At 69.4% G+C, this 24,575-nt stretch carries 21 protein-coding genes; 17 read left to right on the top strand and 4 right to left on the bottom strand.

From position 1 onward, the window contains the following. Nucleotides 1-6: 6 nt before the first annotated feature. Together PW734_07260 and PW734_07255 are read right to left on the bottom strand one after the other, a co-directional pair. Entirely contained in the window at nucleotides 7-2,355 is a 2,349-nt protein-coding gene (locus PW734_07260; protein MDE1170990.1) for an alkaline phosphatase family protein, read from the bottom strand. Between the two features lie 13 nt (nucleotides 2,356-2,368). After that, on the bottom strand, nucleotides 2,369-3,343 hold the full coding sequence (locus PW734_07255; protein ID MDE1170989.1) for a hypothetical protein: 975 nt from the start codon (nucleotides 3,341-3,343) through the stop codon (nucleotides 2,369-2,371). A gap of 85 nt (nucleotides 3,344-3,428) precedes the next feature. Between PW734_07255 and PW734_07250 the strand changes: the two genes are divergently transcribed. The 11 genes from PW734_07250 to PW734_07200 all read left to right on the top strand — a co-directional run bounded on the left by PW734_07250 (nucleotide 3,429) and on the right by PW734_07200 (nucleotide 12,766). Beyond that, a complete protein-coding gene (locus PW734_07250; GenBank protein MDE1170988.1) occupies nucleotides 3,429-3,758 on the top strand; it encodes a zinc ribbon domain-containing protein YjdM in 330 nt (109 codons plus the stop codon). Between the two features lie 6 nt (nucleotides 3,759-3,764). Then, a complete protein-coding gene (locus tag PW734_07245; GenBank protein ID MDE1170987.1) occupies nucleotides 3,765-4,835 on the top strand; it encodes a hypothetical protein in 1,071 nt (356 codons plus the stop codon). Between the two features lie 78 nt (nucleotides 4,836-4,913). After that, complete coding sequence (locus PW734_07240; protein ID MDE1170986.1) at nucleotides 4,914-6,650, top strand: glycerophosphodiester phosphodiesterase family protein; 1,737 nt, start codon at nucleotides 4,914-4,916, stop codon at nucleotides 6,648-6,650. Further along, on the top strand, nucleotides 6,647-7,225 hold the full coding sequence (locus tag PW734_07235) for an ankyrin repeat domain-containing protein (protein ID MDE1170985.1): 579 nt from the start codon (nucleotides 6,647-6,649) through the stop codon (nucleotides 7,223-7,225). Before PW734_07240 ends, PW734_07235 begins: the two co-directional genes overlap by 4 nt. 14 nt (nucleotides 7,226-7,239) lie before the next feature. Continuing rightward, nucleotides 7,240-8,172: a hypothetical protein gene (locus PW734_07230; protein ID MDE1170984.1), complete on the top strand. Its 933-nt coding sequence runs from the start codon at nucleotides 7,240-7,242 to the stop codon at nucleotides 8,170-8,172. A 137-nt stretch (nucleotides 8,173-8,309) separates the two neighbouring features. Further along, on the top strand, nucleotides 8,310-8,921 hold the full coding sequence (locus PW734_07225) for a hypothetical protein (protein ID MDE1170983.1): 612 nt from the start codon (nucleotides 8,310-8,312) through the stop codon (nucleotides 8,919-8,921). Beyond that, entirely contained in the window at nucleotides 8,921-9,748 is an 828-nt protein-coding gene (locus PW734_07220; protein MDE1170982.1) for a hypothetical protein, read from the top strand. Before PW734_07225 ends, PW734_07220 begins: the two co-directional genes overlap by 1 nt. 50 nt (nucleotides 9,749-9,798) lie before the next feature. After that, the gene (locus PW734_07215) at nucleotides 9,799-10,602 is read left to right on the top strand and encodes a hypothetical protein (protein MDE1170981.1); all 804 of its coding nucleotides are present in this window, start codon (nucleotides 9,799-9,801) and stop codon (nucleotides 10,600-10,602) included. Nucleotides 10,603-10,660: 58 nt separating this feature from the next. Further along, nucleotides 10,661-12,166: an excinuclease ABC subunit UvrC gene (locus PW734_07210; protein ID MDE1170980.1), complete on the top strand. Its 1,506-nt coding sequence runs from the start codon at nucleotides 10,661-10,663 to the stop codon at nucleotides 12,164-12,166. Between the two features lie 41 nt (nucleotides 12,167-12,207). Beyond that, nucleotides 12,208-12,411 (top strand): type II toxin-antitoxin system HicB family antitoxin, encoded by a 204-nt coding sequence (locus PW734_07205; protein ID MDE1170979.1) that lies wholly within the window; start codon nucleotides 12,208-12,210, stop codon nucleotides 12,409-12,411. Nucleotide 12,412: 1 nt separating this feature from the next. Continuing rightward, complete coding sequence (locus PW734_07200) at nucleotides 12,413-12,766, top strand: type II toxin-antitoxin system HicA family toxin (GenBank protein MDE1170978.1); 354 nt, start codon at nucleotides 12,413-12,415, stop codon at nucleotides 12,764-12,766. Here the strand turns inward: PW734_07200 and PW734_07195 are convergent. Further along, on the bottom strand, nucleotides 12,763-14,523 hold the full coding sequence (locus PW734_07195) for an N-acetylmuramic acid 6-phosphate etherase (protein ID MDE1170977.1): 1,761 nt from the start codon (nucleotides 14,521-14,523) through the stop codon (nucleotides 12,763-12,765). The two genes, PW734_07200 and PW734_07195, sit on opposite strands and share 4 nt — an antisense overlap. Nucleotides 14,524-14,613: 90 nt before the next feature. Here PW734_07195 and ligA point away from each other — a divergent pair, with 90 nt between their 5' ends. Together ligA and PW734_07185 are read left to right on the top strand one after the other, a co-directional pair. Then, nucleotides 14,614-16,614 carry an NAD-dependent DNA ligase LigA gene (gene ligA / locus PW734_07190; protein MDE1170976.1) on the top strand — a complete coding sequence of 667 codons (2,001 nt, stop codon included), beginning with the start codon at nucleotides 14,614-14,616 and terminating at the stop codon, nucleotides 16,612-16,614. Then, complete coding sequence (locus PW734_07185) at nucleotides 16,611-19,562, top strand: hypothetical protein (GenBank protein MDE1170975.1); 2,952 nt, start codon at nucleotides 16,611-16,613, stop codon at nucleotides 19,560-19,562. The genes ligA and PW734_07185 overlap by 4 nt, the downstream gene beginning before the upstream one ends. On the opposite strand, the gene recN is transcribed toward PW734_07185, so the two are convergent. Next, nucleotides 19,559-21,244, bottom strand: coding sequence for a DNA repair protein RecN (gene recN, locus PW734_07180; protein ID MDE1170974.1), 1,686 nt, complete (start codon nucleotides 21,242-21,244; stop codon nucleotides 19,559-19,561). The two genes, PW734_07185 and recN, sit on opposite strands and share 4 nt — an antisense overlap. 58 nt (nucleotides 21,245-21,302) lie before the next feature. Between recN and PW734_07175 the strand changes: the two genes are divergently transcribed. The 4 genes from PW734_07175 to PW734_07160 are packed head-to-tail and all read left to right on the top strand — an operon-like array spanning nucleotide 21,303 to nucleotide 24,572. Beyond that, nucleotides 21,303-21,944: an MBL fold metallo-hydrolase gene (locus PW734_07175; protein MDE1170973.1), complete on the top strand. Its 642-nt coding sequence runs from the start codon at nucleotides 21,303-21,305 to the stop codon at nucleotides 21,942-21,944. Next, complete coding sequence (locus PW734_07170) at nucleotides 21,941-22,096, top strand: hypothetical protein (protein ID MDE1170972.1); 156 nt, start codon at nucleotides 21,941-21,943, stop codon at nucleotides 22,094-22,096. Before PW734_07175 ends, PW734_07170 begins: the two co-directional genes overlap by 4 nt. Beyond that, nucleotides 22,093-23,781: a TIGR03790 family protein gene (locus PW734_07165; protein MDE1170971.1), complete on the top strand. Its 1,689-nt coding sequence runs from the start codon at nucleotides 22,093-22,095 to the stop codon at nucleotides 23,779-23,781. The genes PW734_07170 and PW734_07165 overlap by 4 nt, the downstream gene beginning before the upstream one ends. Then, nucleotides 23,778-24,572, top strand: coding sequence for a TatD family hydrolase (locus PW734_07160; protein MDE1170970.1), 795 nt, complete (start codon nucleotides 23,778-23,780; stop codon nucleotides 24,570-24,572). The genes PW734_07165 and PW734_07160 overlap by 4 nt, the downstream gene beginning before the upstream one ends. Nucleotides 24,573-24,575: the final 3 nt, after the last annotated feature.

Genomic DNA, 24,575 nt, shown 5'->3' with positions numbered 1-24,575 from the left:
GGGTTCCTAGTGGCCCATGGTTTCCCAGGCGGCGATGGTTTCGGCCCGCAGGCGGTTCCAGGATGGCCAGAAGGGCTCTTCTTCTGAAAAGGCCGCCTGCCAGAGCGCGTCGGCGGGCTCGCCCAAGGGGCCCGTTTGATCGGCGCCCGCGGCAAAGGCCAGAAAGAGCCGCAGGCTGGTGAAGTAAAAGGCCCGGCGGGCGTCGCCCTCCGGGGTCTGCGCCAAGTAGGCCTGCCAGAGAGGCCCCGGCGCTCCGGCGGCAAGCCGCTCCCGGTCCCCCTTGTCGCGCTCCGGCTGCGGATGGAGGAAGCCTAGGCCGTTCATCGCCTCCGGCAGGAGCCGGGCCGTGCTTCCCTCAAGCAACAGGGCCATGGAGCGGAGCGCCAAGCGGGGGGCTTTTCCGCCTTCCGCCCACGCCTCCCGCACGGGCAGGTAGACGGGCTCCAGTTTCCAAAGATAGGCGTCCCGCACGGCTTCCAGGAGTTCCTCCGGCAGGGAGGCGGCACGGCCCATGTAGAAGAAACGGCGGGAGCGGACCTCGTAGGAGACGTCATAGGCCTTCCATTTCAGGAGCCACGCATCGCCCAGAGCCATGAGGAGCTTGTTCACCTGGTTCTGGAGGTAGCGCCCGTCCTGCGGGAAAACGCCCGCCGCAGCCGCCTCGAAGGGGACGGTGAGGAAGCCCGCCATGCGGTTGAAGACGATGAGGTGGCCCTCCTCCAGCGGGATGTCGGCCGCGCCCATCGGCGGCAGGTCGTCGAGGAGAGAGGCCGGGCCGTGGAGAACCTGGGTGCCGTAGCGCTGGTCGAAGCGGGATTGGGTGGGGTGGAAATCCTCCGCGCGCAGCGGGGCGTAGTGGACGTCGACGTAGTCGATGCCGATTTCCCGCGCCAGGCGCTTCCCCAGTTCCAGGCCGGAGCGGGGCTGCCGGGTGGCGACGAAGATGTCGTAGTCGTTGACGGCGCGGAGGCGTCCGTCAACGAGGGCGACGCCCCCTTCCCCCCGTCCGAAGGAGCCGCCCAGGAGGATGCCATCGACGTCGGGGGTTTCCTGCAGGATGGCGGCGCAAATCGTCTTCAGGTCCCGCCGCACCATCTCGTCCGCGCCGGGGAGGCGGGACTTGGTGAAGGGGGAGGCCGCGTCCGGCTGCGGCATGGGGAGGGACACGGAGGTGTGGTCTCCCGGAGAAAGGCCCAGGCGGTCCAGCAGGAGGGGGTAGATCTGCGTGGCGTCGACGGGGCCGAAGGCGGAGCCCGCCGGAGTCCCGGGGCCGTGGCAGATGAAGACGCCCTCGTTGTCCGGCTCGGCCGGATCGTAGCCGTGCATGCCCGCCGGGGGCGCGCCGTCGCGCTGGAAGAAGTTGGGATGGACGGCCACGCTGGGGTCCAGGAGGAAGATCAGCTCGCCGTTGCGCGGATCGCACCCGCGGATGGCGAAGCGCTCGATCTCCGCCTCGTCCTCCACGATGTGGCCATGGGGCTGGGAACGGAGCACCCGCTCGACGGCCTCCCGCGCCTCCGTCCGGTGGAACCAGAAGCGGGCCATGCTGGAGTCGAGGAAGTAGACGTAATCGTGCCCGAAGCGGAAGGGCAGCTCCCTGAGCCGCGCCCAGAGGTCGATGGTGCGGTTGACGGTGAGCATGCCATGGTCGGCAAAGAGGATCACCTCGCACTGCGGGTCGATCTTTCGGCAGTGCTCCACCAGGCGGCGGGCCAGGGCGTCCGTGCGGCAGATGCCGCGCTGGATCTCGATCGACTCCGGCCCGTAGGCGTGGCCCATGCCGTCCAATTCCGTGAGGTGGACGAAGGCCAGCCGGTGCTCCGGCCCGATCTCCCGCAGGGCGCGCTCCGTCAAGGCCTCGTCGCCGTGCTCGGGATAGGCAAAGCTCAGGGGCCAGATTAGCTCATACCACTTCTCCCCTTGCTCCCGCAGCAGGTCGTAGAGAGAGCGGTAGCCCTTGCGCTTGTCGTCCGGGGCGTGCCGCTCGGCCAGATCGAAGTAGGGCAGCCAGGGTATCGGAATCTGCAACGTGGAGACGTAGCTGGCGGCGAAGGACGGGAGGAGCCCCTTGGCGTTGTCCACGATCCGCTCGCGCAGAAACTGCTCCCGCCGCAGTCCGTCGACGTCCTTCAGTCCATGCGCCATGAGGAACGGGCTGTTCTCCGGGTCGCAGCGGAACATGTTCGTGTAGCCGTATTCGCCCGGGGTGAGGCCGCCCAGATAGGCGGCGCGGGGCACGAAGCCAAACGGCTCCCGCAGGGTGCCGAGGCCCCCTTCACGGGCGAGTTGCCGCAGATAGCTGGAGCGGGGCAGGTAGTTGGCGCGAAAGGCGTCGAGGAGCAGGAGCAGAACCATCAGGAGAACTCTTCTAACGCGCCGCGTACTGGCGGATCAATTCAGGAAGCCGGTCCCCGCGGATCCCGGAAAAGTGGCAGATGAAATCGCCCGGCTGCCAGCTGTTGCGCTGGTCAAAGGCCTCGGAGAACGACTCAACCCGCTCCGGCGGGAAGCTGTTGAAGGCCCGTCCGTCGGCCACGGCCAGGACATCGTGGACCGCACGATAGTTGTTGAGCAATTCGCGCAATGCCCTCTGCTCCCAGTGGCCGTGCCGCACGTCCATGTCGTGCAGCCACATGAGGTCCAGGAGGCGGACCGCCTGCGGGCATTTCCGCAGGAAGAAGACGCCGCAGTTCACCCCGCCGTCTTCCTCCGCGGCCAGCATGGCCTTCCCCTCCGCGTCGAGCCGCTCGAAAAAGGGCTCCAGCCGGACGGAAGGGTTGGTGATCATGGCGTCGGCATCGATCACCAGGAGCCGCTCGTAGCCCGCCTGCATGAGGCGGAAGAGGAGAGGGAGCTTGTACCAGGAAAGGGGGCGGTGAACCCAATTGGGCTCCATCTCCATGTCGATATAGTCGTAGCCGTGGTCGCGGCAGTAGCGGCGGTGGCTTTCCAGGCAGGGGGCCACCTTTTCCCGGTATTCCTCCCCTACCGCCACCGTGCATACCACGGTGCGGGAGCGGTCCGGCGCGGGCTCCGTCCGGAAGCGCAGGCTCTTCACCGTGGCGGCCAGGTTGGCGCCGATCTCGTTCTCCTTCGGGAATTCGGAGGAATGGAGGCGGGCCAGGTGGTTCTTGAAGATGTCGTTCCCCAGGTAGAGCTGGATCTGCCGCAGGAGGGACTCGCTGGCCGCCGTCGAGGCGGCGGTGCGGCTCATCTTCTCCTGAATCCAGCCGACTTCCTCCCGCGTCTGCCCGGCCAAGGCCCGGATTTGCTCCGTGGATTCCTTGACCTGGCGGACTTGGTCCTTGAGGAGGTTCAGCTCATGAATGAATGGAATTTTCATGCGGGAAAAATCTGGCTGTTATTTCTTCGCAATTCAGCGACGAGAAATAAAATACAAATTAACACAAAGAATATAGGATAACCCAATGGAAAAACCCGCCGCCTGCCCTCAATGCGAGATGCCCGACATCCTCGAATTCCCCGATCGGTGGGAGTGCGTCACCTGCGGGCATGAGTGGCCGCGCGCGTCCGCGCCGCAGGAAGGCCGCGTGGTGAAGGACGCGCACGGCACGCCCCTGGCCGACGGCGACACGGTGGCTCTCGTCAAGGACCTGAAGCTGAAAGGCTCTTCCCAAGTCATCAAGGGCGGCACGAAGGCGAAGGGCATCCGCCTGGTCGACGGGGACCATGAGATTTCCTGCAAGATCGACGGCATGGCCATCGGCTTGAAGGCGTGCTTCGTCAAAAAGGCGTAGGCCGCCATGGACGCCTTCCAGACTTCCCCCGGCGCGGCAGGCGAGCTGAAGGCCCGTTTTTCCGCCCTCCTGGCCGCGCGGCCGGAGGCCGATCCCGCCCTCCTTGGCGCGCTCCTGCGGGAGGCCGACGCCCTCCGCGTGGGCGAGCCCCAGCTCCGCCAATGGCTGCGGGAAGACGGCGCGGGACCGGAGCGGGAGCGCCGCTTCGCCGAGGCCGCGCTCCAATTCCGCATGCGGGACAACCGGGATGTCCTGCGGCGGGCCGCCGCCGAGGCCGCCGCCTTTGAACGGGAGCTGGCCGCGGGCCGGGAGAAAAATCTGGCCGGGATCGAGGGATTCTTTTCCGTCCCCCGCGCCGGGCTCCTCCGCGCGGTGGAGGCGGAGCGCGCCGCCCTTGAAAAGGCAGAGGACCCGGCGGCCCATCTCCGCGAAATCGAATCCCGCTGGCGGCAGGAGCCCCGGCAGCGGCGGGAGACGCCCGCCTGGGCCGCCCGCCACCACCTCCGCTTCCTGGCCAGCCAGCAGGAGGAGCGGGTGGAAAAGGCCGCCCAGCTCCTGGACGCCGTTTTGGAGCCCCGGGGCCTTTCCGCAGAGCACTTCGAGAAATACCTCCGGCAGGAGCAGATCGACCCCCGGCAGCGCGCCGCCTTTCACCGCGCCCTTGTGGTCGCTGCCTCCCCGGAAGGGCGGCGCGCCCTTCCCCGGCCCGCGCCGTTGCCCGCATCGGAGCCGGAAGACTACCGCCTGGAACTGGAGAACGAGCGGGCCGCTCAGGCGCACCGCCGCCTGGCCGGGAGCCTCGGCCCGGAGCTGCACGCCTTCACCGGCGGGCGGTTCCGTCGGGAAATGGCGCGGCTCCATGCAGTCCGCCCCCACGCGCCGGAGGAAACGCTTTCCGCGGAACAGCGCCGCCTTCAGTCCGAGGTGGCCGAGGAAATACGCCTCCTGCGGGAATCCCAGGCCTTTTCCCGGGAAGCGGCCTTCCCCTCCGCCCTGCGCAAGATGCTGGAAGATACCGAATTCCGGCGCGCGCCCGGCGCCCCCTCCCCCGGCGCGGGTCCCGAGCGGCTGCGATAATCCGCCGCCGGATCGTGATCGAAATATCACGGCTCCGCCACGCGTTCGTCAACTTCCGGGCGTTCACTTCCGCCCGGCATGATCATCCACCGCCAAACCTCCCCGGAGGTCCTCGACGGCGAGCGCCTGGCCGCCCTCCATCCCCTCATCGACATTTGCGAATACATCCGCTGGTTTGACGATCCCTCCCTCATCGCGGACTGGAAGCCGGAACGGGAACCCGCCGCCGCCTTCGCCGCAGCGGAGGCCCAGGGGCTAAAAGCCCATCTCTTCAAGGGAGCCACGGAAGCGAACAAAGACCGCTGGGTCCTGGCCTTCGAGCCGACGAAGAGCGTGGAGCAGTGGAAGTCGAACCTGCGCCAGGCCTTCGGGCAATACACGCCGGACTACCAGGCCGCCCAGGATCTGGCCCTCCTGGTGAAGCAGGAGGCGGAAAAGGCGGGCAAGCAGCTGGTCCTCACCGGCAACTCGCGCGGAGGCGGGGAGGCCATGTTCGCCGCCGCCAAGGCACGCGTGCCCGCCGTGGCTTTCAACCCCGCCTCCCTGGGGCCTAAGACGCAGGAGCAACTGAGCCTGGAGGACGTCGCCTGGGCGGATCAAAACGTCATCCTCCCGATCATGAAGCACGAGCTGCTCGACAAGCTCAACCGCGCCGCGGCCCGCTTCGCCGACCAGGCGTGGGTCGGCACCATCCACACCGTGCCGCAGCCGGAAGGCCTGGACCGCTACATGATGCCGCAGGGCCTGAGCCGCACCCTGCGCGTGGCGCTGGAGGGGCACACCAGCCACTCCCTGCTCCAGGTCGTCCGGGACAAGCTCTACCGCCTGGACCCCCATTTCTTCACCCACGTGCCTAAGGAAGTCCCCGTTCCCGCCCACCCGGTCATCGCCCACCGGGGCTCCTCCAACGAGCATCCGGAAAACACCCTGCCCGCCTTCCGCGCCGCCTTCGCCGAGGGGGCCGACGGCATCGAGATGGATATCCACATGAGCGCGGACGGCAAGCTCATCGTCCATCACGACGCGACGACCAACCGCCAGACCGGCGCGGCCCACCGCATCTCCCAAACGCCGTGGGAGACTTTGCGCAAGCTCGACGCCGGAAAATTCAAGGGAGAGCGCTTCGCCGGCACGCCCATCCCCCTGCTGGAGGAAGTCCTGGCCGAGCTGCCCGCGGGCAAGAAGGCCTACATCGAGATCAAGGGCAACGCCAAGATCGTCCCGCCGCTGCTCAAACTGCTGCGCGAGTCCGGGCGCGACCCGAAGCAGTTCACGATCATCAGCTTTTCCCTGCCCGTCCTGGCCCAGGCGCACAAGCAGGGACCGGAATTCGAGACTCTCTGGATCCCAGGCGAGCGGCCCGCCCTGGCCCGCAAGGGCTTCGGCCCCTTCTACGTCAACGCGCAGGGCGGCCTCCTGAGCCGCGGGCAGATCATCTCCCGCGCGAAGGCGGCGGGCGTGACGGGCATCGACATCGACGCCTCCCAGATCACCGCCCGGCAGGTCGACCACCGGCTGATCCGCGAGGCTCAGGCCGAGGGGCTGAAAGTCGCCGCCTGGACCGTCGACTCCAAAGTCGGCACGCCGCTGGAGCGGGAGGCCGCCGCGGCCAAGATCCGCCGCCTGAACAGCCTGGGCGCGGAGGTGACGACGAACGCCCCCGGCCTGGCCTGGGATGCGATCCGCCCGAAGCCGAGCGAGATCCGCCAGCGCCACGGCATCATCCTGGAACACGCCGAGCTGCGCCGCCCCGCCAACCTGCGGGAAGCCGGACGCCTGGTCCGCCAGCTCAGCCGCATCGCCCTTTACGTATGAAGGCCGATCCCGCCGAGTTTTTTCCCGACCCCGGCCTTTTGGCCTGCTGGAAGATCGCCGCGCGCGGCCACGGCGAGGCGCTGCGGGAATTGGCGCAAAGGGACTTCGACATCGACCGGCCCGGCCTGGAAGGGGTCACGCTCCTCCACTTCGCCGTGGCGGCGGGGGACTTGGCCGCTTTTTCCGCCCTCCTGGAGGCGGGCGCCGATCCTCTGCGGCAGGTGGAAGAGGGGGAGAGCGTCCTGGGCTACGCCGCCGCGGTCGCCGATCCCCGGTTCCTGGCCGAGGCGCTTCGCCGGGGCATCCATCCGGACGGGGCCAACGCCGCGCTGGAAACGCCCCTGCATCTGGCCGCCCGGCTGGGGCGGCGGGAACACGCGGCCCTCCTCCTGCGGCACGGCGCCTCCCCGGACGTTCAGGACGAGGAGGGGGCCACTCCCCTTCTCCGCGCCCGGGAGGAAGGCCACGAGGCCGTGGCCGCCCTGCTCCTGGAACAGGGGGCCGATCCGGCCCTGCCCGATTACGCGGGCCGCCGTCCCGCCGATTTCGCCGCCTCGCTTTCCGCACGGGTCTAAGTCAATCTGCCTCCATGCGGACGGCCCTGCTGCTGTGGTGCCTGCTGGCGTGGCGCGCCGGGGCGGAGGAAGCGGTCACCTTCACCGACCTGACGTGGCACGACGCCGCGCGCGACCGCGACGTGCCCGTGCGGATCTACGCGCCCGGCTCCCAGGCGGGCCCGCTCCCCGTCCTTTTCTTCTCTCACGGCCTGGGCGGCTCCCGGGAAGGCTACGCCTACCTGGGCCGCTATTGGGCGGCCCACGGCTATCTCTCCGTCCACGTCCAGCACCTCGGCTCCGACGCCGCGCTCCTCCACTCCCCGCTGGAGCTGAAAGCGGCGATGGCCAATCCGAAAAACTACATCGACCGCCCCCGGGACATCTCCTTCGCCATCGACCAAGTCGCCGCGCTCAACGCCGCCCCGGGGCCGTGGCAGGGCCGCTTCGACCTCTCCCGCATCGGCGCGGCGGGCCACTCCTTCGGCGCGTATACGACGATGGCGCTGGCGGGCGAAACATTCGCCTCGCATCGGAATCCGGCGTTGGACCATGTGGCCGATCCCCGGGTGAAAGCCGTCGTGGCGATGAGCCTGCCCCATATCGACGGCCAGCAATTCTCCGGCATCCACCAGCCCGCCTTCCACTTCACCGGCACGGAGGACCGGGGCCGCCTGCGGGAGGAGGACCCGAAAGACCGCCGCGCGGTCTTCGACGGCTCATCGGGGCCGGACACCTACCTCGCCGTTTTTCAGGGTGGGGACCACATGGTCTTTTCCGGCCGCCCCCGGCTCATGCGGCAGGGCGGGAAGGGCGACCACGACGCCGATTTCCAACGGCTGGTCTGCGAAGGCACGACGGCTTTCTGGGACGCCTATCTCAAAGCGGACGCCCGCGCCAAGCAATGGCTGGCGGGCGGGGGCTTTACCCAAGCGCTGGGAAGCTTGGGCGCCTTCGAGCAAAAGTAGGCGGTCCCCTCTTTTCTTCCGCTTCGGCATCACGCGCCTCAACCCTTAACGCGCGTGAAGATCGGTGAGTGGAAACCCTTAGCCGGGCGCCCTTTTTGGCACGCTTGAAGCTTCCTTTCCCTCCGGAGTTTCCCCGCATGCCCATCCTCGCCTCACCCGTACTGGAAGTGGAAGAAACGCCGCTCTGGCAGCGCCGCCGCCTGGCTTTCCTAAAGCTGGCGGAATCGGCCCGGCGCAACGAGCCCGGCGCCCGCGCCGACTTCGAGGCCACGCTCTCCCACTTCGAGCGCCGCCCCTTTTTCCACACGCCGCCGGAGGTGATGGACATCATCGGCCTCTTCTATATCCCGAAGGACGGAGCCAGCGCGGCGCTTCCCATGGTCGTGGCGGCTTCCGTGCTGGGCTGCCATGACGTGCTTCGCTTCGCCTCCGCCTCCGGCCGGGAGGAGATTTTCTTTAACGAGCGGTTCCTCCAGCGCGCCTACCTCGTGGCGGGGCCCCAGACGCTGCAAAGCGTGGAGGCTCTCGTCTCCAGCCATCGCGCCCAGGTAAAGCGCCTGGTGGAGGAAGGCCTGCGGCTGGCCGAGGGCTTCCGCATGGAAACCGAATACGAACCCCGCTGGCCGGAAGCCTACGGGCTGGAACACCTTCTTGGAGAAACGGAGATTCCCTCCGCTTCGATCGCGTCCTGGGAAAACCTTTGGGGAGAAGCCAAGCGGCAGGTCGCCGCCTACTACGGAGCCCGCTAATGCCTGCCATCCACCCTCTCGTCGCCACCCGCCTTTCCTGGGCGGCTTACATGGATTGGGACCTCTTCGCCAAACGGGAGGTGCCGCTGCCTCACGGGTGGGAGGCCGACCTTTCCAGCTCCGGCAAATCGGCGGACGGGAAAAACAGCTTCGTCACCTTCCACAACGCGGAGGCGAAGCAGGTCGTCATCGCCTTCAAGGGGACCGACAGCCTTCCCCAACTGCGTTCCGACCTGCTCAATTCCGGCGGCGCAGCCTGGGAGGCGATCAAAGGCCCCTTCGAGGAAAAGCTGCCGCAAATCCGCAAAGCCTACTCCGGCTTTCAGATTTCCACCGACGGCCACAGCCTGGGCGGCGGCCTGGCGCAGACCGCCGCGCTGGAGCACGGCCTAAGCGGCTACGGCCAAAACGCCCTCCCCATTTCCCGGAGCGCCCTGAAGGACCAGCCCCTGCTGGGAAAAAGCCTGCCGCAGGCCATCGCCGACTGGCGCGAAAAGGGAGGCTCCTTCATCGAGACGAACCGGAGCGGGGACATCGCCACCTTTTTCTACTCCCATCTGCGGCATCAGCCCTACCTGAATACGGAGACGCAAACCCTGCCCCGGCGGGTGGACCGGCCCACGCTCCTGCCCCACCTCAGCTCCTCCATCCTGTGGCACACCGTCCGCCCCCATTCGATCCGCACCATCGCCATCGACCTGGCCCTGCGGGAAAACAGCTCCCTTCCCGCCATGCCCTCCCAGAGTAAAGCCGGCCTGCGGCACGATTTCGCTCGCCCTGTTTCCCGGCAGCAGGCCAATGTCGAAGGCGCTGTTCAAGCCCTTTAGCGGCATTCCCAGGGGGAATAGCCGAATTATCCTTAACACCAGGAGACATTATGGCCGATATCAACAAGATTCCCCGGGAACCCAGACTTCTTAAAAACATCGCGCTTGTCGCGCTGGGAGCCAGCATCACCGCCGGCATCGTCTATCGCGACCGGGTTGAAAAAGCCGCCGGCGACCTGGCCCATCAACCCCAAGCTACGGAACCCGTCTCCCGCACCGATGTCCGGCAAGCCCCCGACCGTCCGTCGAAGGGCCAATCCAAGTCCTCTCAAAAGAAGTCCCCAGCCTACGTGGCGGAGGAAAGCGCTCCATCCCCCGTCCCCACCCAGTCTGCGTCGGCTCCTCTTCCCGCCTCCGCACCCGCGCCGCAAGCGGCTCCAGTCCAATCCCCCACTCCGCAACAGCCTGTCGCCAACGCAGCGCAAGCCGCCCCGGACCAAACCGCTCAGCAAGCTCCCCAACAACCGGCAGCGCAGCAGCAGCAGCCTGCGCAGGTGGGCAGCAACGCGACCACCGTGGTCGTCGCTCCGGCCCGCCGGACGTATTCCGTCGTCATTGATCTCTTTCCCGGTCCTGTCTGTTCCTACGATCCCTATTTCTACATGCCTTGCGGCCCTGGCGTGATCTTTTATCCCCGCGGGCCCTACTACCATCCCAGCTACGACCACAACCGCTACGGCAACCGCGGCTGGCATCCTTCTCCCCCCCGTCATTACGATCCGCCTCAGCGCGGGGACTTTCACCCCCCCACCGTCCATCCGGGCGGCGGCGGCCGCGGCGACTTCGGCGGCAGCCGGGGCGGCTTTGGTGGCGGACGCGGCGGCGGGGGCGGGGGCGGCGGCCATCACCGCTAAGACCGCTAGGTAACCTCCCTCTCTTGCCGGAGCCCCGCTTCGGCTCCATAGTACAAGGGTGGCCGCCACCCCATTGGAAGAGAAGCTGCGGACCCTTCCGCACCGGCCCGGGGTCTATCTCTATAAGGACCGGCTGGACCGGGTGATCTACGTCGGCAAGGCGCGGGACCTCCATCGCCGCGTCAGCCAGTATTTCCATCCTTCCCGGCGGGATTACGCCGACCGGAAGACCCGCGCCCTGGTCGACGCCATCTGCGACCTGGAATACCACGTCGTCAAATCGGAGCCGGAAGCCCTCCTCCTGGAGAGCAAGCTCATCAAGGAATACCGGCCCCGCTACAACATCAGCTTCCGGGACGACAAGCGCTTCCTCCTGGTAAAGGTGAACCTGAACGATCCCTACCCGCGCTTCCAGCTCACCCGCACGCGGCGGGAGGACGGGAGCCGCTACTTCGGCCCCTTTCCGCACTCCACCTCCCTGCGCAATTCCCTAAACCTCATCCGGCGGCAGTTCAAGCTGCGGACGTGCAGCCCCGTGGTGCCGGGCGAGGCCGATTTCCGCCACTGCCTGGACCACGTCATCCGGAACTGCTCCGCCCCCTGCATCCATAAGATCACCCGCGCCGCCTACCTGGCCCAGGTGAAGCAGGCCTGCGACTTCCTGGAAGGCCAGTCCACCGAGATGCTGGCCAAGCTGGAACAGGAACGGGACGCCGCCGCCGCGCGGCTCGACTTTGAAAAAGCGGCCCAGATCCGCGACCTCCTGGAAGACCTCCGCCGGACGACCAAGCCGGTGAAGCGCTTCCTGCGCGCCTTCAACGGCCGGGCCCTCAACCCCCAGCAGGACATGGAGGCCCTGGGCGCGGAGCTGAACCTGGCGGAGCCGCCCCGGCTCATGGAGTGCTTCGACATTTCCAACATCTCCACCACGCACAAGGTGGCCTCCATGGTCGTCTTCCGCGACGGCAAGGCGGACCGCTCCGGCTACCGGCGCTACCGCATCCGCAGCGTGGAGGGGCAGGACGACTTCGCCAGCATCGCGGAGGCCGTCCGGCGCCGCTACGGGCGCGTGCTGCGGGAGAACCTGCGGCAGCCCGGCCTCATCATCGTGGACGGCGGCAAGGGCCAGGTCAGCGCGGCGGCGGCGGAGCTCCGGGCCCTGGGCCTGGAAAATCTCCCCCTCATCGGCCTGGCCAAGGAGAACGAGGAAATTTACCGCCCCGGCATTTCCGAGCCGCTGGTCCTGGACAAGTCGACCGGCGCGCTCAAGCTCCTCCAACGCATCCGGGACGAGGCCCACCGCTTCGCCAACGCCTACCACTCCATCCTCCTCAAACAGCGGATGACGGAGAGCCTCCTGGACGACTGCCCGGGCGTCAGCGCCGCGCGGAAAAAGGCACTCCTGCTCCACTTCGGCTCCGTCGACCGTCTCCGCCGCGCCACGCCGGAAGAAATCGGCGAAGTCGAGGGCGTCGGCCCGAAGCTGGCGGAGGGAATCGCCGCCTATTTTGTCCGGCTCGACCGCCGGGAAGACGCGGAAGAGATTGCGGAAGAAGAGGTTTAGCCATCCTGGCGACTTGGTATGCGCCCTGCTTTTCTCCCCGCATGACCGAGTTTGCCGTCCTGATCGAACGCGACCCCGAAGGGGTCTATCTGGCCACGGTGCCCGCCCTGCGGGGCTGCCACACGCAGGCCGATTCTTTAGAAAGCCTGCGGGAGCGCGTCCACGAGGCGATCCACCTCTGCCTGGGCATGGGAAAGGCGGCGCACGATCCGGCCTTCATCGGCATCGAGAAAGTGGAGGTGTAAGATGGCCCGCTTTGCCCGCCTGACCGGCCCGGAATTGGTCAAAGTTTTGGAAGAGTACGGCTTCGCCGAAGCCCGCACCCAGGGGAGCCACCGCTTCATGAAGCACACGGACGGCCGCTGCACCACCGTCCCCATGCATGCCCGGGAGACGATCGCCCCCGGCCTCCTTTCCAAGATCTGCCGGGACACCTCCATCGGCAAGGACGACATGGTCCCGGGCCGCGGAAAGGAACTGGCCAAGGCGCAGGCCCGCCAGGTGATCGCGGAGGCGGGCAACGCCGGCCTCTTCCGCCAGGCGACGCGCTACACCGCCGGCGCCCAGGGCCAATACGCCCAGCAGGGCCGGGCGTACTAAGAAACCGCGCGGGCCACGTCCCAGCCCGCCTTTTCCAGCCGCTTTTCGGCGGCGGCCGCGTCGACCTTCGCCAGCGTCATGACCAGCCGCCGCGCGCGGTCGCGCAGCTTCCGGTTGGTTGGCTGCACGTTGACCATCAGGTTGTCCTTCACGCGGCCCGTGCGGATCATCGCCACGGTGCTTAGGATATTGAGAGCCGCCTTCGTCGCCGTGCCCGCCTTCAGCCGGGTGGAGCCGGTGACCAGCTCCGGGCCGGTTTCCAGGACCAGCGGCAGCGCGCCGGGCAGGCGCTTGTGGTCCGGGTTGCAGGTCAGGAAGACCGTCTTGGCGCCCCGGCGGCGCGCCTCTTCCAGCGCGCCCCGGACGAAGGGGGCGGTGCCGCTGGCCGTGATGCCGACGACGACGTCCCCCTTCCGCACGCCGCGCGCCTGGACGCTGGACGCCCCGGCACCGGCGTCGTCCTCCGCCCCTTCCTGGGCCTTGAGAAGGGCGGCGAAGCCCCCGGCAATGATGCCCTGGAAAAGATCGGGCGCGACGTTGAAAGTCGGCGGCATCTCGCTGGCGTCCAGGACGCCCAGGCGGCCGCTGGTCCCCGCGCCGACGTAGAAGCACCGTCCCTTCCGCGCCACGGCGGCGGCGACGGCGGAGGCGGCGGCCGCCAGCTGGGGCTTGGCCTTCCGCAGCGCCTCCTCGACGCGGCGCTCCTCCGAGACGAAGAGCTCGACGAGCTGCGCCACGCTCTTCTTTTCCAGGCCGCGCGAGCGGGGGTTGCGCCCCTCGGTAACGAGGCCGCCGTAGGACTCGGCGGGCGCTTCCTTGGGCGCGACCACGGGCGCGGGGCCCGCCAGGCCGGAGACGAGGCGCGCCGCGCCGACGGCGCCCGGCACGCGGCTGACGAAGATGGGGCCCACGGCCACCCGCTTCCGCACCTGGCGGGTGAAGAGGCGGACGTATTCCGGCACCTTTTCAAAGAGGCCGCCGATGAGGCCGACGGGGGGATTCTTGAGCTTCATCCGCCGCGCGATGTCGGCGACGCGGTCGGCCAGGACTCCGGAACGCTCCTCCAAGAGGCGGCGGGCCAGGCGGTCGCCCTTGTGCGCGGCGGCGAAGACGGCCTCGGAAAGCGCGGCCACCTCCGTCTTGCCGCTGTGGGAGAGCATCCAGTCGACCAGCTCCGCCATGCCGTTCTGGCCGGTGCGGCGGAGGTATTCGTGGCCCAGGGCGGTGATTTCCTGGGTCTGGTCGAAGTGGACGAAGGCGGTTTCCAGGCCGCGCCGGGCAATGTCGTAGGCGCTGCCGGGATCGGAAAAGAGCGCGCCCCAGCCGCCCGCCTTTTCCCAGCGGCCCCGGGCGTGGCCCTGGACGTTGGCCCCGGTGCCCGCGATGACGATGATCCCCTCCCCGCGCCCGTGCGCCCCGGCAAAGGCGGAGCGGGTGTCTTCCCCGATGACAACGGGGCCCACGGCGGGCCAGTAGCGGCGGACCCAGGCCTCCACGCGGCGCTTCTCCTTCGGCAGGTGGCAGCCGGCGAAGGCCCCGCCGACGGCGGAGACGTCGGCCCCCGCCGCCAGGCGGATCGACTGGATCATCTTGCCCAGCTGCGCCTCCGTCAGATGCTCCAGGTTGCCCGCCGTGGTCCGGCCTTCGCGGACGATCTTCTCCTCCTTGTCCAGGAGGGCCCAGGTGGTCTTGGTGCCGCCCCCTTCGATTCCGAGGACGTATTGCGGGGCGGAGGCTTTCTTGGCGGTCTGGGGCATCGGGAAAATATGGAAGGCCCCGCCGGGGGCGGCAACGGGAAAACGGGTCCGGCGTTGCTTTTTGGGACGCTTCTCCCAAAATCTCCGGTCTTGAGCTTCCGCGACCGCCATCACACCCTCGCCGCCCGCATCCGGGAGCTGGACCGCGCCTATTACCTGGAGGCGGCCCCCCTCGTCCCCGACCAGGAATACGACGCCCTCTACCGCGAGCTGCTCGACCTGGAGGCGGCCCATCCCGAGCTGGCCACGCCCGATTCCCCCAGCCAGCGCGTCGGCGGCGCGCCGCTGCCGGAATTCGCCTCCGTCCGGCACGCCCTGCCGATGCTCAGCCTGGACAACACCTACTCGGAGGAGGAGGTCCGCACCTTCGTGGAACGGGTGGGAAAGAACCTACGGGAGATCCCCCACACCTTCACCGTGGAGCCGAAGATCGACGGCGTGGCGGTGAGCCTCCGCTATGAAAAGGGGCGCTTCGTCCAGGGCGCCACGCGCGGCGACGGCCAGACGGGCGACGACATCACCGCCAATCTGCGCACCCTGCGCAACCTCCCCCTTTCCCTGGAAGGAAAGGGACTGCCGGAAATCTTGGAAGTGCGCGGGGAGGTCTACTTCCCCACCGCGGCCTTCGCCGCCCTCAACCGCCAGCGGGAAGCGGCGGGAGAGCCCCTCTTCGCCAATCCGCGCAACGCCGCCGCGGGCTCCCTCAAGCAGCTCGACCCGCGCGTGGTGGCCAAGCGCGGCCTGGCCATCGTCCTCTACGGTCCCGGCCACTGCGAAGGGCTGGAATGCGCCAGCCAGGTGGAATGGATGGAAAAGCTCAAGTCCTGGCACCTCCCCATCCCCGGCTGGCATCCGCAATGCGCGGACGCCGAGGCGCTCGTCGCCGCCATCGGCGAGCTGGACCGGCTGCGGCGGGAGAGCCGCTTCCCCTACGAGCTGGACGGCGCCGTCATCAAGCTCAACGAATGGCCCCTGCGCGAGCGCCTGGGCCTCACCTCCAAGGCCCCGCGCTGGGCGATGGCCTATAAGTACGGCGCGGAGCGCGCCCGCACGCGGCTGAACGCCGTCACCTTCCAGGTGGGCCGCACCGGCACGATCACCCCCGTGGCGGAACTGGAGCCGGTCCCCCTGGCGGGCTCCACCGTCGCCCGGGCGACGCTGCACAATTTCGACGAGGTGGAGCGCAAGCAGATCCGCATCGGCGACGCGGTCTGGATCGAGAAAGCCGGGGAGGTCATCCCCGCCGTCGTCGAGGTCGACCTGGCCGCCCGCACCGGCGCGGAACGAAAGATCGAGCCGCCCGCGGAATGCCCCGGCTGCGCCGCGCCCCTTTCCTGGGACGGCATCTTCCTGCGCTGCGTCAATCCCGCCTGCCCCGCCCAGCTGAAGCGGCGGCTCCTCCACTTCGCCCAGCGCAGCGCGATGGACATCGAGCGCGTCGGCGAGGTCCTGGGCGGCCAGCTCATCGACCGCGGCCTGGTCCGCGACCCGGCCGACCTCTACGCCCTCACCCTCGACCAGCTCCTGACCCTCGAGCGGATGGCGGAGAAGTCGGCCCAGAACGTCCTGGACGGCATCGAGGCCAGCCGCCGCCGCCCGCTGGGACGCTTCCTCTTCGCCCTGGGCATCCTCCACGTCGGCGTCACGGCGGGACAGGAACTGGCCGCCCACTTCGGCTCCCTGGACGCGCTGGCCGCCGCGGAGAAGGAGGAGATCGAGGCGGTGCCGAACGTCGGCGCGATCATGGCGGAGAGCATCCACGCCTGGTTCCGGGACGAGGGGAACCGGGAGCTCCTCCGCCGCTTCGCGGAGCGGGGCGTCGATCCCCAGCCGCCGGAAAAGCCCGCGGCGGGCGGCCCGCTGGAGGGGAAGACCTTCGTCATCACCGGCACCCTCTCCGCGTCCCGGGAATCCTTCGTGGAAAAGATCCGCGCGGCGGGCGGCAAGGTGGCCAGCAGCGTCAGCAAGCTGACCGACTACGTCCTCTCCGGCGAAAGCGGCGCCGCCAAACCCAGTTCCAAGCTGACCCAGGCCAAGAAGCACGGCGTGGCCGTCATCGGGGAAGAAGAGTTCCAACAGCTCCTGCAATGAGCCAGGGCCGCCACCTCCTCTGCAGCGATCCGGCGGACCTGGGCGAAACCCTCCTCCGGCTCTGGCAGACGTGGCGGCCCCACCACGACGCGGCGGCGGCCCCGGTCACCCTCGTCGTCCCTTCCCGCGCCCACCAGGCGGCCTGGAAGCGATTCCTTCTGGAGCGCGGCGCGGTCCTCTTCAACGCCCACTTCGTCCTCCCCCGCGACCTCCGCCCCCTTTTGGCCGAACCGCTCCTGGGAGAAAAGCCGCCCCTCTGGGGCCGGGAGGAGCTCGAGTTCCTTCTGCGGCGGATGGCGGAGCGGATCGACTTCCCCCTTTGCCAGGCTCTGGCGCGGGACGCCGCGCCGCTGCTCCGCGCGCTCGACGAGCTGGCCGCCGCGGGCCACTCCGCCGGGGCCCTCCTGGCCGGGCAGCCCGCCACCCACCGGCGGGACCTCGACGCCCTGCGGCGCGGCTGGGAAGACCTGGCGGGCCATCCCGTCCTGGCCTCCGGCCTCCGCGCGCTGCAGGACGCGCGGCTGCGCGCCTCCGCCCAGCGGCAGCCCCGCTCCGTCCCCGGCCGCCTCCTGGTCCTGGGCTGCGGGCTGCGGCAGGCCGCCGATTTTCCCCTCCTGGAAGCGGCGCTGCGCGCGTGGGAGGAGTGCGCCGTCCTCACCCTCCTGGCCGCGCCCGGCCAGGAAACGACCGAGCAGCCCTGGCACGACCTCGTCGCCGCCGCCCTGCCCCAGGCGGAGACGGCGCTCCCCGGCGGCGTGCCGGAGGAGGGCGAAAATCCGGCCCCGCCCGCGCCCCGCTTCTTCCTGGCCGCCGACCGGGAGGACGCCGCGCAGGGCCTCCGCCGCCAGGTCCGCGCCTGGCTGGCGGCCAAGCCCGACGCGCGAATCGGCCTCGTCTTTCCCGCCGTTTCCCCCGGCCTCTCCCGCGCCATCCAGCTCCTGCGGGAGGACGGCATCCCCTTCCATTCCGACTTCGAGACGCCGCTCCCCCTCCGCTTCGAGCAGGAGCTGCTGCGGGACTGGCTGCGCCTCCAGCAGGACGGCCTCTGGCTGGAAAATTTCCTGGCCTTCTGGCGGCGGGCCTCCGCCGTGCCCGCCTTCCAGAAACGCTTCGGCGCGGACGACGGGCGGCTGGAACGGAAGCTGGCCGAGGCCCGGCGGCAGACGATGAGCGACGACGCCGCCGTCCTCGCCGCCTGGCTGCGGGAGCGGGAGGAAGGGCTGCCCGCCCTCCACGCCTTCATGGCCTGGTGGGAGCGGGAAGGCCGCTGGCCGGAAAACGCCCCGCTGCGCCAATACCTCGACCGCCTGGGCGCGCAGCTCGACCTTTTGCTTAGGGAAGGGCTGGGCAAGCCCGTTCGCCGCTTCCTGGCCCAGGAGCTCGACCGCCTTTCCCGCGCCTGGACGGCGCCCCTGGGCCGCGCCGCCGCGTGCGAGATCCTGGAAAGCTTCGCCGCCCGGCCGGAACGGACGCGCGACTTTTCCGAATGGTCCCCCGTCCGCTTCCTCTCCCCGGAATCGGCGCGCGGCCTCGCCTGGGACCACCTCTTCCTGGCGGAGGTGGAGGAAGGGGCCTGGCCCCGCATCGACCTCCCCGCCAATCTTTTGGAGGACGGCCTGCGGGAGCGGCTCAACCGCCAAGCCCAGGTCCCCTCCCCCTCCGGCGGGGAGGAAATGTCCTACGCCACCGGCTACGCGCCGCTCCTCACCGCCGCGGAGCACCGCCGCCTGACGCGGGAAACCTTCACCCTCCTCCTGGAAAGCGCGGGCGGCGGAACCGCCCTCTGCGCCGCCGCGCGGGACGAGCTGGACGGCGGGCGGGAGGTTTCCCCTTCTCCCTTCTACCGCCAAGCCTGGGAAGCCGCGCGCGGCCCTTGGCCGGAAAAGCTTCACCCCTCCCCCGGGACGGAGCCCGCCGCCTCCGCCCCGATGGAAGACGCCTCCCTCTCCGCCCTGCGCGCCGCCCGCGCCGCGCGGACCGACGCGGAATCTCCCTTCGGCCCCTTTCAATTCGCCACGGACGGAAAGCCCCACGCCCACCCGCTGACCGCCGGGGCGGCGGAAAAGACCCTGCAGGATCCCGCGACCGCCTGGTTCGAGGCCCTGCTGAAGATGCGGCGGCGGGAGGAAACGGCGGACGACGATCCGTGGCCCCTCTTCCGGGGCTTCTGGCTCCACCGCTGGATGGAGCAGCTGGTCCTGGCGCTGGGCGGCGCGTGGGCGGCGCTGCCGGAACGGGCGGAGTGGCCCGGCCTCTTCGCCGCGCTGGAAAAGGAATGGCGGCGAAGCGGGGAGGAAGTCCTCCGCGCCCACGCCGCCGCGCAGGCTCCCGCCCCCACCTGGTGGAAGAGCGAGTGGCCCCGCCTGGGCGCGGCGGCCCGCAGCCTCCTGGTCCGCCTCCAGGCGGAACTGCCCCCGGAGTTCACCCACCTGGCCTCCGAGTTCGCGCTGGAATTGGAGCCCGCCGGCGGCCCGCTGCCGGAACTGCCCTGGCGCGGGCGGGCCGATCTCATCGCCCTCGACGCGCCCGATCCCTCCCAGGCCGCGCGGGCCTGCATCATCGACCTGAAAACGGGGCTCCTGGCGGCCGACTTCGACGCGGGGGCCGCCGCCGACCCGGAGAAGGCGGCCTACTTCCAGCTGGTCGTCTACGCCGCGCTCCTCCGCGCGGCGCGGCCGAACCTGCGGGAAATCTCCGTCCTGGTTCTCCACGCCGGATCGGGAAAGGCGGCCGCCCCGACGCCCGTCGATCCCGCAGACCCCGCCTTCGCCGACGCGTGGCGCGTCCTGGAAAAGGCGTGGAAAGAAGGCCTCTTCGGCCAGACGCTGCCCGTGCGCGACCGCTTTCAAAAAAGCAGCCGCCTGCCGCTGGCCACGCTGGAAATCCCGGAGGAGACCCTCCGGGAAAAGTGGAACCGGACGCCGGGGCTGCCCCCGCGCGGCGACTAGGCTGCCGCCTTTTCTTTCTTCTTCGGCTCGCCCTGGAGGAGCCGCTCGGCCAGGGCCAGCGACTCCTTGCTCTTGCCGCCGAGCATGCGGGCCAGCTCCGTGATGCGGCCCGGCTTGTCGAGCCGCTGGAGCGCGGTGGCGGTGCGGCCGTCCCGCACTTCCTTGGCCACGTGGAAATGGGGCTCCCCCTGCGCGGCGACCTGCGGCTGGTGGGTGATGCCCAGGACCTGGTGGGTCTTCCCCAGCCGGGCCAGCTTCCGCCCGACGGCCCAGGCCGTCTCGCCGCCGACGTTGGCGTCGACCTCGTCGAAGACGAGGATGGGAACGGAATCGACCTCCGCCAGCGTCGTCTTCACCGCCAGCATCACGCGGGCCATCTCACCGCTGGAGGCGATGGCGCGGAGCGGCTGCGCTCCCTCCCCGACGTTGGGGGCGAAGAGGAACTCGATCTCGTCCGCGCCCGCCGGGCCGGGCTCCCGCTCCTTTAGGGAAACGGAGAAGGCGGCCTGCTTGAAGCCCAGCTCGCGCAGCTCCCGCGTCACCGCCTCACCCAGGCCGGGGGCGGTCTTCCGCCGGGCCGCGCCGAGCTTGGCGGCGGCCTGCTCCAAGGCGCGGCGGGCCTGCGCCTCTTCCTTTTCCAGGCGGGCCAGCGTTTCGTCCCCGGCCTCCAACGCGCGCAGTTCCTCCCCGGCGGCGGCGCCGTGGGCGATCACGTCGGCCAGGGTGGGGCCGTACTTTTTCTTAAGGGAATGAAGGAGGCCCATCCGCTCCTCCAGCTGCTGGAGGCGGGCGCCGTCCAGGTCGACCCGCTCCGCGTAGGAGGAAATCTCCGCGGCCAGGTCCTGCAATTGGGCCACGGCGGCGTGGTTCTGCTCCGCCCAGGCCGCGGCGGCGGGGTCGATCTTCTGCCAGGCGGCCAGGGTCCGCTCCACCTGCGCCAGGGCGGTGAGGGCCGCGCCCTCCCCCTCGCTGATCTGGGCGGCGACGGCGGAGGACCACTCCAGGATCTGCCGGGCGTGGTGGGCCAGCTTGAAGTCGCGCTCCACCTGGACGTCCTCCTCCGGCTGGAGGCGGGCCTGCTCGATGTCCTGGTGATGGCGGCGCAGGCGCTCGAGTTTTTCCTCCCGCTCCCGCTCGCTTAGCGTCAGGGCGGCGCGGCGCGCGCCGATTTCCCGCCAGGCCTCGTACGCCCGGGCGGTTTCCTCCCGCAGGCCGGTGGTCTTGCCATAAGCGTCCAGGACGCGGAGCTGCTCCTCCGTGCGGAGGAGGGACTGGTGGTCGTGCGGCCCGTGGACGTCGACCAGGAGATCCCCCAGCCGCTTGAGGCCCTGGAGGGTGACGGGGCTGCCGTTCACGAACTGGCGGCCGCCGGAGGCGGCCAGGGTCCGCTTGAGGAGGAGGACGCCGTCCTCGCACCTTTCCGCGCCGATCTCTTCCAGAAGGGCGCCGACGCGGGCCAGGAGCGGCGGCCGCAGGGCCACTTCCGCCTCCACCGCGCAGCTTTCCGCGCCGGAACGGATGAGGGTCTTGTCCGCCCGCTCTCCGGCCAGAAGCATGAGGGCGTCGATCAGGATCGACTTCCCCGCTCCGGTCTCGCCGGTCAGGGAATTGAATCCCGCGCCCGGCTCCCACCGGAGCTCGTCGATGAGGGCCAGGTTCTTGATCCGCAGGGCGCTGAGCATGGGACACCGATTTACCGCTTCCGGTCCGCCCTGCCAACTGATAACAAAATTTCCTCCCATGGCCGCTCCCGTCCGCGTCACCGTCCTAGGCTCCGGCACCTCCCAGGGGGTGCCGATGATCGGCTGCCCCTGCGCGGTCTGCCGTTCCCCCGACCCCCGGGACCGCCGGACCCGCTCCTCCCTCTACGTGGACGACGGGGTCCTCCCCTTCCTGATCGACACCACCCCGGAGCTGCGCCTCCAGTGCCTGGCCGCCGGGGTAAGCCGGGTGGAGGCCGTCCTCTTCACCCACAACCACGCGGACCACGTCTTCGGCTACGACGATCTGCGCCGCTTTTGCGAGGCCAACGGGCGCCCCCTGGACATCTACGGCTCCCCCGAGACCGTCGCCCTGCTCCGGCAAACCTTTTCCTACGCCTTCGACACCTCCATCCAGGTGCCCCACTACGTGCGGACGACGCCCCACGTCTTTCCCCCCGACGCGCCGCTGCGGCTGGGGACCCTGACCGTCTGGCCCCTGCGGGTCGTCCACGGCCGGGCTGAGACGCACGGTTTCCTGATTGAGCGGGAGGGCCGGAAGCTCCTGGCCTACATTCCCGACGCCAAGGAAATCCCGGAAGCCGCCCGCGCCCGCCTGCAGGGCGTGGAGCTGGCCATCACCTGGACGGCCTGCGGGACGACCTCCACCCCACCCACATGAACACGGCGGAGGCCGTGGCCGCCGGGCGCGCCATCGGGGCGGGGCGCACCGTCCTGACCCACCTGACCCATCACAAATCGCACGCCGCGCGCGAAGGGGAGTTGCCGCCCGGGTGCGAGGTCGCTTATGATGGCCTGACATGGGCCTTATGACCCGTTTTCTCCTGGCGCTGGCACTCCTGGCCTGCGCCGCCCCGTCCCTGCGCGCCGAGCCGATGGCGCTCCACACCCTCGTCGTCTACAACGACATCCTGCCGGAAAGCTCCTCCCTGGCCCGCTACTACGCGGAGAAGCGCGGCATCCCGAAGGACCACATCCTGGGCATCCGCTGCTCCACGGCGGAGGAGATCGACCGGAACGAATACCGCACCCATATCGAGGAGCCGATCCGCGCCCACCTCCTGCGCAAGAAGTGGATGACCCTGGAGGAGAGCGTCTCCCCCTTCGGCAACCAGACCCTCCCGATCAAAGCGGCGACGCACAACGACATCTGGTGCATCGTCCTCATGAAGGGGATCCCGCTCAAGGTCGCCAACGACCCGACGGTGAAGGAAGTCCCCACCGCCAACAGCCAGCTGAACACGAACGCCGCCTCGGTCGACTCGGAGCTGGCCCTCCTCCCCCTCGTCGGCCTGCCGCTCATCGCCACGATGCCGAATCCCTACCAGCTCCTGGGATACGAGCGGGCCTTCGACAGCCTCGACGCGCGGGAGATGATCCTGGTGGGCCGCCTGGACGGCCCCACGGCGGAAGACGTCCGCCGCATGATCGACGACGCCCTCTACGCGGAAAAGCACCGCCTGACCGGCATCGCCTGCATCGACGCGCGCGGCCTGGGCGACTCCAATTCCGGCTACTACCAGGGGGACAAGCAGCTGGTCGACAGCGCCAGGGAACTTTCCAAGGCGGGCTGGCTCGTCACCCTGGACCACAAGCCCCCCCTCTTCGCGGAAAACCTGCCCTGGCGCAACGTCGGCATCTACGCCGGGTGGTACCAGGAAAACGCGGGCGGCCCCTTCATGCGGCCCGGGCTGAAGGGCTCCGTCTTCATGCGCGGGGCGATCGCCTACCACATCCACTCCTTCGGCGCCTTCACGCTCCGCTCCACGGACAAGAACTGGTGCGGCCCGCTCATCGACAAGGGCGTAGCCGCCACCATGGGCGCGGTCTACGAGCCCTACCTCGACTTCATGCCCCACTGGGACGTCTTCATCCGGCGCCTCCTGCAAGGCAGCTCCTTCATTGAGGCGGCCTACGCCTCCCAAAAGGTCCTTTCCTGGATGACCACCTTCGTCGGCGACCCGCTCTACACCCCCTTTGCCGTGCCGCTGGACCAGGCCGTCGCCAAGGCCGATCCGGAGAGCGTCTGGAAAGACGAGCTGCGCGTCCAGCAGGCCGCTGCCGCCCTGGCCGCCGGAAACCTGGACGAGTGCCGCGCCGCCCTCAGCCGCCTGACCGCCGATCCCCACCTGACCTACGCCGGCTGGGAAGGCTTCGCCGACCTCATGAGCGACCCCAGCCTGCTCCCCGCCAATTCCAGCGTGGCGGAGGCCTACGAGCGGGCCTTCAACATGAGCCCCACCCTGGAAGACCAGATGCGGAACAACATGAAGGCCGCCACCGCCTATGAAAACCGTTTCCGGGAAAAGGACGCCCGCCGCCTCCTCTCCCTCCTGCTCTCCCGCTACCCGAACGAGGCCGTCTACTTCGGCCTGCAAAAGATGGTCAAATCCATCGACAGCACCGGCGGCATCCCCGCCCCGGACGCCGACAGCGGCATCCCGCCCAATGGGCCGCCGCCGAAAATCCCCCTGACCGGCCTGGGGAAGCAGCCGTGATCCTCGAGACGCACGCGCACCTCTACTACCCCGACTTCGACGCCGACCGGGGCGAGGTCGTCGCCCGCGCCCGGGAACAGGGCGTCACGGAAATCATCGCCATCGGCACCGGCCTGGAATCGAGCCGCAAATGCGTTGCCCTCACGCGGGAGTATCCCGGCGTCCTCTGGGCCACCGTGGGCATCCACCCGTGCGACGTCGGCCCCGGCTCCCTGGCGGAATTGGAGGAGATCCGCCCCCTGCTGGCCCAGTCCGGCGTCGTCGCCGTGGGGGAAATCGGCCTCGACTACCACCGGCTGCCGGAAGACCCCGCGCAGGTGGCCGCAATCAAGCGCCTGCAGGCGGAAGCCTTCCGCGCCCAGCTGGAAATGGCCGCCCAGGCGAAACTCAACGTCGTCATCCACCAGCGGGATTCCTGGGACGACACCCTGGCCATCCTCAAGGAATTCACCGGCCGGCTGCGCGGCGTCTACCACTGCTTCGGCGGCACCACGGCGCAGGCGGAAGAGCTCTTCGCCCTGGGCCACCTGGTTTCCTTCACCGGCATCGTGACGTTCAAGAACGGCAAGGGGGTCCTGGAAACGGCAGCGAAGATCCCCCTGGATAAGTTCATGGTGGAGACCGATTGCCCCTACCTGGCCCCCGTCCCCCACCGCGGCCAGCGGTGCGAACCGGCCCACACCCGCCTCATCGCCCAGACCATCGCCGACGCGCGGGGCCTTTCCCTGGCCGACCTGGGCGCCGCCACCACCGCCACGGCGCGCGGTTTCTTCCGCTTTCCTGAAAAATAACCG

The organism is Verrucomicrobium sp., from assembly GCA_028283855.1.
Taxonomy (GTDB): domain Bacteria; phylum Verrucomicrobiota; class Verrucomicrobiia; order Methylacidiphilales; family GAS474; genus GAS474.
Note: the sequence above shows the minus strand (reverse complement) of the source record. Positions and strands in the feature narration are given on the sequence as shown.